This window comes from Mesorhizobium sp. M7A.F.Ca.AU.001.01.1.1, assembly GCF_004022735.1.
Classification (GTDB): Bacteria; Pseudomonadota; Alphaproteobacteria; order Rhizobiales; family Rhizobiaceae; genus Mesorhizobium; species Mesorhizobium ciceri.
On record NZ_RZPF01000263.1, the window covers coordinates 1 to 7,750 of the forward strand.

A 7,750-nucleotide genomic window follows, 5' to 3' on the forward strand; every position below is an offset into this window, starting at 1 on the left:
GGGTGCGGCCGCTGCTGTCGGCGCGCATCCACTACGCCAACCGCACAGCGGACAACGCACTGCGCCACGGCGTCTTCCGCGGTTTGAGGGATGTCGGCCTGTCGACGCCGGTATCCTCGACACGCAAGCGGCTGATCGCCGAGGCTGACCTTGCCACCATCTGGGTGACCAACCCGACGCGCCGGCTGTTCGGCAAGACCGGCCCGACCAAGCTCGACATCGCCGTCTATTACGCGCTGGTCGGCGATTTCATGCTGCCGCACATTCTCGGCCGGCCGGTGTCGCTGGTGCGCTGCCCGACCGGCCTGCCGAAGGATTGCTTCTTCCAGCGCCACGCCTTCACCGGCATGCCGCCCTCGGTGGTGACATTCGAGGCGACAAATTCCGAGGGCGAAACCAAATCCTATCTCTCGGTCGAAGGCGCGAAAGGGTATCTGGCGCTGGCGCAGTTCGGCGTCGTCGAGTTCCACACCTGGGGCACCCACCGCGCCAGCCTCGACAGACCCGACCAGATCGTCCTCGACCTCGATCCGGGAGAAGGGATCGCCTGGCGCGAGGTGGTCGAGGCCGCCGTGCACATCAAGGACGAATTGGGGCGCCTGGGGCTGGTGCCGTTCGCCAAGACCTCCGGCGGCAGCGGCATCCACATCACGGTACCTGTGACAGGCAAGCAGAACTGGAAGAAACTGCACCAGGCAACCAGCGCGATCGCCACGCATCTGGCGACAACGGCGCCTGATACTTTCACCACCACCATGGGCAAGGACAACCGCAAGAAGCGCATCTTCATCGACTACCACCGCAATGCGCGCGGCCACACCTCCGCAGCACCTTACTCCTTGCGCGCCCGCACCAATCTGCCGGCCTCGACGCCGGTCAGCTGGAGCGACCTCGAATCCATCGATGCGCCGCAGGATCTGAATTATTCGTCGCTGCCGGGGCTGTTGGCGACGTCGGGCGATCCGTGGGCGGAGATTGATAAGTTTGCGCGGGATCTGCCGGTGGTCTCGGGGGCGACGAAGTAGTTGCAGAAGACGAAGTAAGTAGTTGCAGAACAAGGACCACCGCGATCCGTGGCGCCCCCCTCTGTCCTGCCGGACATCTCCCCCTCAAAGGGGGGAGATTGGCCACTACCCGGGCTTCCGCTAATCTGCAACGCTGCTGAAGTGGGCGAGACGCCGAAGCTGTTGATCTCCCCCCTTGAGGGGGAGATGTCCGGCAGGACAGAGGGGGGCGCTGTCCCGCCAGCGTTTTAAATTCCAGTCCATCGACGCTTCCAACAATTTGAATTATTCTCTGTCCACGACCTCAAATGCATGGCGGAAGATTTCGTCAGGGATTTGCCGGTATTGTGTGCGGTCGGTGTAGGATTTGCTCAGCCTCAATCGTCCTCGGACGAAAGCGCTGCAGGTCTTTGTCAGTGCATGACCGCGTAGGAGTGTTTCATGGCGCCTAGGGCAAGTTGGAAAGGTTACCTCAAACTCAGCCTCGTGAGCTGTCCGGTGCGGTTGTATCCCGCCACCAGCGCCAGCGAGCGCATCTCGTTCAACCAGCTGCACAAGAAGACCCATAACCGCATCAACATGAAGCCGGTCGACCCCGAACTAGGGCTCGTCGAGCGTGCTGATCTGGTCAAGGGGTACGAATACGAGGACAAGCAGTACATCATCATCGATGATGCAGACCTCGACGCGGTGCGCATCGAATCCAATCACACGATGAACATCGAGGCCTTCGTCGACGAGGACGAGGTCGACGTCATCTACCAGGACGCGCCCTACTACATGGCGCCCGACGGCGCGATGGCGGAGGAAACCTTCGCCGTGTTGCGCGAAGCGATGCGCAAATCCGGCAAGCTCGCCATCGCCCGCCTTGTGCTGTCGAGCCGCGAGCGCGTGGTGACGATCGGCGCGCGCGAGAACGGCATGTTCGTGTGCACCTTGAGGAACCCGAACGAAGTGCGCGGGACGGCTGAATATTTTGGCAATATTCCAGCTGGCAAGCCCGACCCCGAAATGCTGCAGCTCGCCGAAGCGCTGATCAAGCAGAAGGAAACCACCTTCGATCCGAAGAATTATGAGGACCGCTACGAGGCGGCACTCATGACGATGATCCGCGAGAAGCTGAAAGGCCACAAGCCGATTATTGCGGCGGCACCGGAGCGCGGCAATGTCATCAACCTGATGGATGCGCTGAAGGCCAGCCTGTCGCAATCGAAGCCGCCAGCCAAGTCGAAGAGCAAGGCCGACGAGGTTGCCAAGCCAGCCGCAAAGAAAGCGGCAGCGGGTGGTGCTGCTGAAAATCCGCTGAAGGCCAATCTGCTGAAGGCGGTCGGCAAGAGCAAGAAATGACGGCACCGGCCGGCGCTGTTTTCGGCACCATAGGCGCGCTGGCGGCGTTTCCGCTCAGACTGGCCGCGCGTGAAGTCGAACGTCAGCACGGCCAGCTGCGGCGCGGCGTCACCAGGCGCACCACGCATGTCGTGTGCGGCCGCACGCTGCTCGCTAAGGCCGGGCTCTCCAGGAACGGCGATGCCGAGATCGAGCGCCGTGTCGCCGCCGAGCGCGCGGCCGGGCACAAGCTCCTCAGCGAGAACGGATTCCTGCGCCTTCTCGGGCTGATGAAGGCACCGGAGGCGTCTTCGCTGTCGCGGCAATCGCTGATCGAGCAATCGCGGCTATCCGGCGCCGAGCTCGATTTGTTGTCACTGTTCGATGCGTTCGAGCATGACGCAGAACCCTATTCCTTCCGCGACCTGATCCTGGCGCGCAAATATGCAGGGCTCGTCGCCGGCGGCGCGACATGGGGGGCGATCGCGCGCTCCGTCCACCGCTCCGGCCCGGTGGCGTCGCTGACCGCCAAGTCGCTCAATGTCGGCTCGCAGCATGGGCGCGCCGATGCGATCTACCTCGAAGGCGGCCAGAGCGAACTCGACGGACAGCTTCTGTTCGATTTGGGCAGCGCCGGTTCGGCAGGCGACGACACACTGGAAGAGTTGTTTGCCGAGGCCGAAGCGGCGGAGGAGGGTGGCGACCATGATAGGGCAGCCGCACTCTACCAGCGCTGTCTCGCCATCGATCCGAGCGATGCGATTGCCGCCTTCAACCGCGCCAACTGCCTGCGCGCCGGCGGCCACGCGGCGGACGCCGCGCACGATTATATCAATGCGATAAAACTCGATCCGGCCTTCGTCGAGGCCTGGTTCAACCTCGCTGGGCTGATGAGCGAGCAGGGCCGCGAGGCCTCGGCGCGAAGGCACCTGCAGAAAGCGATCGCGCTCGACAAAAACTATGCCGATCCGGTGTTCAACCTCGCCCGGCTCGAATTCGACGCCGGCGATCTGCCGGAGGCGCGGCGGCTGTGGGTGCGCTATCTCGAACTCGATGCGGAGTCCGAGTGGTCGCGGATGGCGGCCAAGGGCGTGCAGTTCGTGGATCTGCAGTTGGCGCGTACGGCGGGGTGAGGGATGATTAGCGATGACAGCCGATCTCCCCCCTTGTGGGGGAGATGCCCGGCAGGGCAGAGGGGGGCGCTGTCCCGCCAACAGATCGGCCAATTTCGGAGCGTTTTCCCGCACGCAAGCTTGACTGAAGGCTGGCATTTCTTCACGCCCCCCTCTGCTCTGCCGGGCATCTCCCTCACGAGGGGGAAGAGTGGCAGCGTCGCCGTCGCGCAGGACATCAGACCATGACCACCTTTCTCTTCGACGGTCCCGACAGTGCCCCGGTCACCATCCTGCTCGCCCATGGCGCGGGCGCGGCGATGGATTCCCCCTCGATGACCGCCACCGCCAAGGCGCTGGCCGCGGCCGGCTTCCAGGTCGCGCGCTTCGAGTTCCACTATATGGCTGCCCGCCGCTACGGCCACCGCAAGCCGCCGCCGCGGGCCGAGACGGTCAACCCGGAATATATCAAGGCGATAGCCGACCTCAGGGCGAAGGGCGTGACCGGCCCGCTCGTCATCGGCGGCAAGTCGATGGGCGGGCGCGTCGCCTCGATGGTCGCCGACGAGATGTTTGCCAAGGGCGAGATTTCAGGCCTGCTGTGCCTCGGCTATCCCTTCCATCCGCCGGCCAAGCCCGATCAATTGCGGACCAAACACCTCGCCGATCTCAAGACACCGACGCTGATCTTCCAGGGCACCCGCGACGAGTTCGGCACCAGGGACGAGGTTGCGACTTATGACCTTTCCGATCGCGTCGAGGTGATCTGGCTGGAGGACGGCGACCACGATCTCAAGCCTCGCAAGAGTGTTTCGGGGTTTTCGACCGCCGATCATCTGAAGACGCTGGCCGAGACGGTCAAGGCGTGGTCGGGTCGGATCGCTTCCTGAAGCGATGAAGATCGCCTCCTTCAACATCAACAACATCAACAGCCGGCTTGAAAACCTGCTGACATGGCTGGCTGTGGCAAAGCCCGATGTCGTGTGCCTGCAGGAGTTGAAGGCACGCGACATGCAGTTTCCGCGCTCGGCATTGGCGGCGGCCGGCTATGGCGCGGTGTGGAAGGGCGAGCCGACCTGGAACGGCGTTGCCATCCTGGCGCGGAGTGCCGAGCCCGTGTTGACCCGCGATGCCTTGCCCGGCGACGAAGCCGACAGGCAGAGCCGCTACATCGAGGCGGCGGTGAATGGCATTGTCGTCGCTTGCCTCTATGCGCCGAACGGCAATCCCCAGCCCGGCCCGAAATTCGCCTACAAGCTCGCCTGGCACGCGCGGCTGGAGGCGCATGCCGAACAGTTGCTCGACACCGGCCTGCCGGTGGTGCTGGCCGGCGACTACAACATCGTGCCCGAGCCGCGCGATATCTACGCCACCCGCTCCTATGACGACAACGCGCTGGTGCAGCCGGAAAGCCGGGCGTCGTTCCGGCGCCTGCTCGACCAGGGTTGGCTTGATGCCCTGCGCAAGAAGCATCCGAAGGAAACGCTTTACACATTCTGGGACTATCGCCGCAACCGCTGGCCGCGCGATGCGGGCCTCCGGCTCGATCACATCCTGCTGTCGAAGAAACTGGCACGCCGCCTGACCGCCGCCGGCATCGACCGCGACGTGCGCGGCGAGGACGGTGCCAGCGACCATGCGCCGGTGTGGGTGGAATTGAAGTAAGGCGACTGCTTTCATGCGTCGCGCTTGAACGGATCCATGCAACGCGCTTTAAGTCTTTTGTCTTGATGCATGTCGCTGTCCCAAACCCGGGTTCGCTTTTGGCCGACATGCAATAACCTGTCGGCAAAGTATTCCAACGCAGCCGGATCGCCCATGAACGCAATCCTCCACGAGATCTGTGAAAGGAGGCTCCATGCCTGACTTGGGCGCTGTCGAGATACTGTTCGCCGCCCTTGTGGTGCTTGCGGCAGCTGTCGTGTCCTGGCGGCTGTGGCGGAAGCGCAGCCGCCGCAAGGGACGGCGGCAGACCAATCCGGCTGCCGACTATGCCGTCCGCACCGACTGGAGCGGCCGCGGGGGCATGCTCAATTACTCGTCCTTCGTCTATTTCGATGTCGATCGCGACGGCAAATACGGCGCCGGAGACCGGCCGATGGCCGGGATCATGGTGCGGCTGTATGACGAAGCCGGCAAGCTCGCCGCGTCCGCGCGCACCAACAATGCCGGCTTTGCCAATTTCCCCATGTCGGTGAAAAGCAGAAAGGCCGTGATCCGCAAGCCGGGCAACTGGCGCTTTGTGGTTTCGGTGCCGCCCGGCTGGCAGGCGAAAAGCGAAAACGACATTCAGTCCCGACACTTCCTGCCGCTGCCGGGTTCGCCGGCCGGGATGGTATCACAGGAGATGCTGCTGCCGGTCGGTCTGGCGCCGCCGCGCCGCGTCAGCGGGCGCGTTGCCGGCGATGGACCCGCGACCCTCTCCGTGTCGGGGGACGGGCACGTCCTGGAGGCGCGGACACTGGCGCCGGGTGCCGTCTTCAGCTTCGACCTGGCTGAAGAAGCCGACACGGTCAGCATCAGTGGCGAAGGCTTGGAGCGGCGGCTGACGCTGTCGCCCTACTCGGCGGATCTCGGCCTGCTGTCCGCGCAACGCGCCGGCATTGCCACTGATGCCGCTCTCGAAACGATCGGTTTCGACGATGTGACGTCGCGCACCTTCAGGAAAATTCCGGCCGGTCATGCCGGATTGGCGTGGCGCAACCTGAATGCGATGGCGCGCGACTACACCAAGGACAGCCAGGGCTATGTCAATGGCAACGTCTCCGGTGACCATGTGCTCTACACCAGCAGCGGGCTGCCTGCCGAATTCAGCTGCGAACGGCCGTTCGGCTTTCACTCGGTCATGCTGAGCGCCGCCTGGCTGGCGTCGGAAGGGGAGGTGGCGCTGATCGAAAGCTGGCTTGGCGAGCAGCTGATTGCAAGCGATCAGATCACGCTGTCGGCGCTGACGCCGTTGCACTATGCCCCGATGCTCAAAGCTGTAACGCGTGTTCGCCTGTCGACGAAGCACTATTGGCAAATGGTCGTGGACGATTTGGTCCTGACACGCTGAGATTTGAGCATGCCAAAGCGGAGCGAATTTCGCCCCGCTTCAATCAGGTTACGTTTACGATCAGCCCGGCACAATGATAATCGAGGCGCCGTTCGACGCTGTGACCGCCGACAGACGGCCCTTTTTCAAGAACGACGGCTTCACATAAATCTTCTTCATTTTCAGACTCTCCTAAAATCCCAGCCTGATGATGCCATACTGCGGCCATCTGTCAACCATGCGAGCTGAAAGCAACAAACAATAAACCCAACAATGCGCGACCAGGGGCCAGGGTCCCTATTCTTTGCTTCGGGCCATCCCAAAACCAATTGCACCTGGAGTTTGCTCTCCAGCGCCGGCGCGATCCGCCAGAGATGCGCCGGATTAAAGCGTGACGCTGCTCGGGGCGTTTGCCGTGACGGCGGAAAGCTTGCCCTTCTTGACGAAGGTCGGCTTCGCGTAAGTCTTCTTCATGGTGTTCTCTCCTGAACTCTCGGCGAGCATGGCAGATGCGCGACATGTGTCAACCAAGCCGGGCGCCGACGGCGGCCCTCCTGGCGCTATCGGCTGGCGGCCAGCGCCTGGCCTCCGGCTCGCTCGACGGCACGGCCCGGCTATGGGGCATGGACACCGGCCACCAGATCGCGCTGTTCGACAGCAAGACCGGCCCGATCTATGCGGGCGTCCGCCGCGGTGCTGACCGGCGGCAATGATCGCACCACCCGCGACTGGCCGCCCGACGGCGGTGACGGCGTCGTGCTGTTTGCCGGCGCGTCGGAATGAGCAAATCTTGATCACCTTGTCCGCCGTGCTATGTAAAGCCCATGCCAGCATCCAGCCTCCCAGACAACGCGCCGCTCATCGTCATCGATCTCCAGACCGGTATGTTCGACGGCGTGCACGAACCGCCGATCCATGATGCGCCAGGCATAGTCGAGCGCACCAAAGCGGTGATCGACTGGGCGCGGGGCGGCGGGCGCAAGGTCGCATTTGTCAGGCATGATGGACCCGAAGGCGATCCGTTGGCACCGGATCAGCCGGGCTGGCCGGTTTGGCCCGCACTTGGCCAAGCTGCGGACGAGCCGACCTTTGCCAAATCCGTGCGCGATGCTTTCAGCAATCCCGCCTTCGGCGACTGGGTTGCCGGGCAGGGTGCGGGTGCTGTCGTGCTCCTGGGCGCGCAGACCGATTTTTGCGTGGCCGCGACGGTCAAGGGCGCGATCGCCAGAGGGCTCGGCGTGACCGTGGTGTCCGATGCGCACAGCACGCTGGAC

10 protein-coding genes are annotated in these 7,750 nt (G+C 63.6%); 8 read left to right on the forward strand and 2 right to left on the reverse strand.

All coding sequences use genetic code 11. The annotated features are described in order from the left end of the window. From ligD to EN884_RS17450, 6 genes are all read left to right on the forward strand, one after another. The coding region (gene ligD, locus EN884_RS17415; protein WP_128360651.1) for a DNA ligase D at positions 1-1,025 on the forward strand (1,025 nt) is incomplete at its 5' end. Positions 1,026-1,445: 420 nt separating this feature from the next. Beyond that, positions 1,446-2,351 (forward strand): Ku protein, encoded by a 906-nt coding sequence (locus tag EN884_RS17425; RefSeq protein WP_024501732.1) that lies wholly within the window; start codon positions 1,446-1,448, stop codon positions 2,349-2,351. After that, on the forward strand, positions 2,348-3,463 hold the full coding sequence (locus EN884_RS17430) for a tetratricopeptide repeat protein (protein WP_063168630.1): 1,116 nt from the start codon (positions 2,348-2,350) through the stop codon (positions 3,461-3,463). Before EN884_RS17425 ends, EN884_RS17430 begins: the two co-directional genes overlap by 4 nt. Before the next feature lie 224 nt (positions 3,464-3,687). Then, positions 3,688-4,332, forward strand: coding sequence for an alpha/beta fold hydrolase (locus tag EN884_RS17435; protein ID WP_063168629.1), 645 nt, complete (start codon positions 3,688-3,690; stop codon positions 4,330-4,332). A gap of 4 nt (positions 4,333-4,336) precedes the next feature. Next, positions 4,337-5,107, forward strand: a complete 771-nt coding sequence (locus tag EN884_RS17440; RefSeq protein WP_013530618.1) for an exodeoxyribonuclease III — start codon at positions 4,337-4,339, stop codon at positions 5,105-5,107. Positions 5,108-5,300: 193 nt separating this feature from the next. Next, complete coding sequence (locus EN884_RS17450; protein WP_063168628.1) at positions 5,301-6,497, forward strand: hypothetical protein; 1,197 nt, start codon at positions 5,301-5,303, stop codon at positions 6,495-6,497. A 60-nt stretch (positions 6,498-6,557) separates the two neighbouring features. Here the strand turns inward: EN884_RS17450 and EN884_RS17455 are convergent, their stop codons facing one another. Together EN884_RS17455 and EN884_RS17460 are read right to left on the reverse strand one after the other, a co-directional pair. Then, positions 6,558-6,656, reverse strand: coding sequence for a hypothetical protein (locus EN884_RS17455; protein WP_013530621.1), 99 nt, complete (start codon positions 6,654-6,656; stop codon positions 6,558-6,560). 204 nt (positions 6,657-6,860) lie between these two features. Further along, positions 6,861-6,950, reverse strand: coding sequence for a hypothetical protein (locus EN884_RS17460; protein WP_081714185.1), 90 nt, complete (start codon positions 6,948-6,950; stop codon positions 6,861-6,863). 35 nt (positions 6,951-6,985) lie between these two features. On the opposite strand from EN884_RS17460, the gene EN884_RS17465 reads away from it, so the two are divergent. After that, the gene (locus EN884_RS17465; protein ID WP_063168627.1) at positions 6,986-7,189 is read left to right on the forward strand and encodes a hypothetical protein; all 204 of its coding nucleotides are present in this window, start codon (positions 6,986-6,988) and stop codon (positions 7,187-7,189) included. A gap of 111 nt (positions 7,190-7,300) precedes the next feature. Then, the coding region (locus EN884_RS17470) for an isochorismatase family protein (protein ID WP_128360652.1) at positions 7,301-7,750 on the forward strand (450 nt) is incomplete at its 3' end.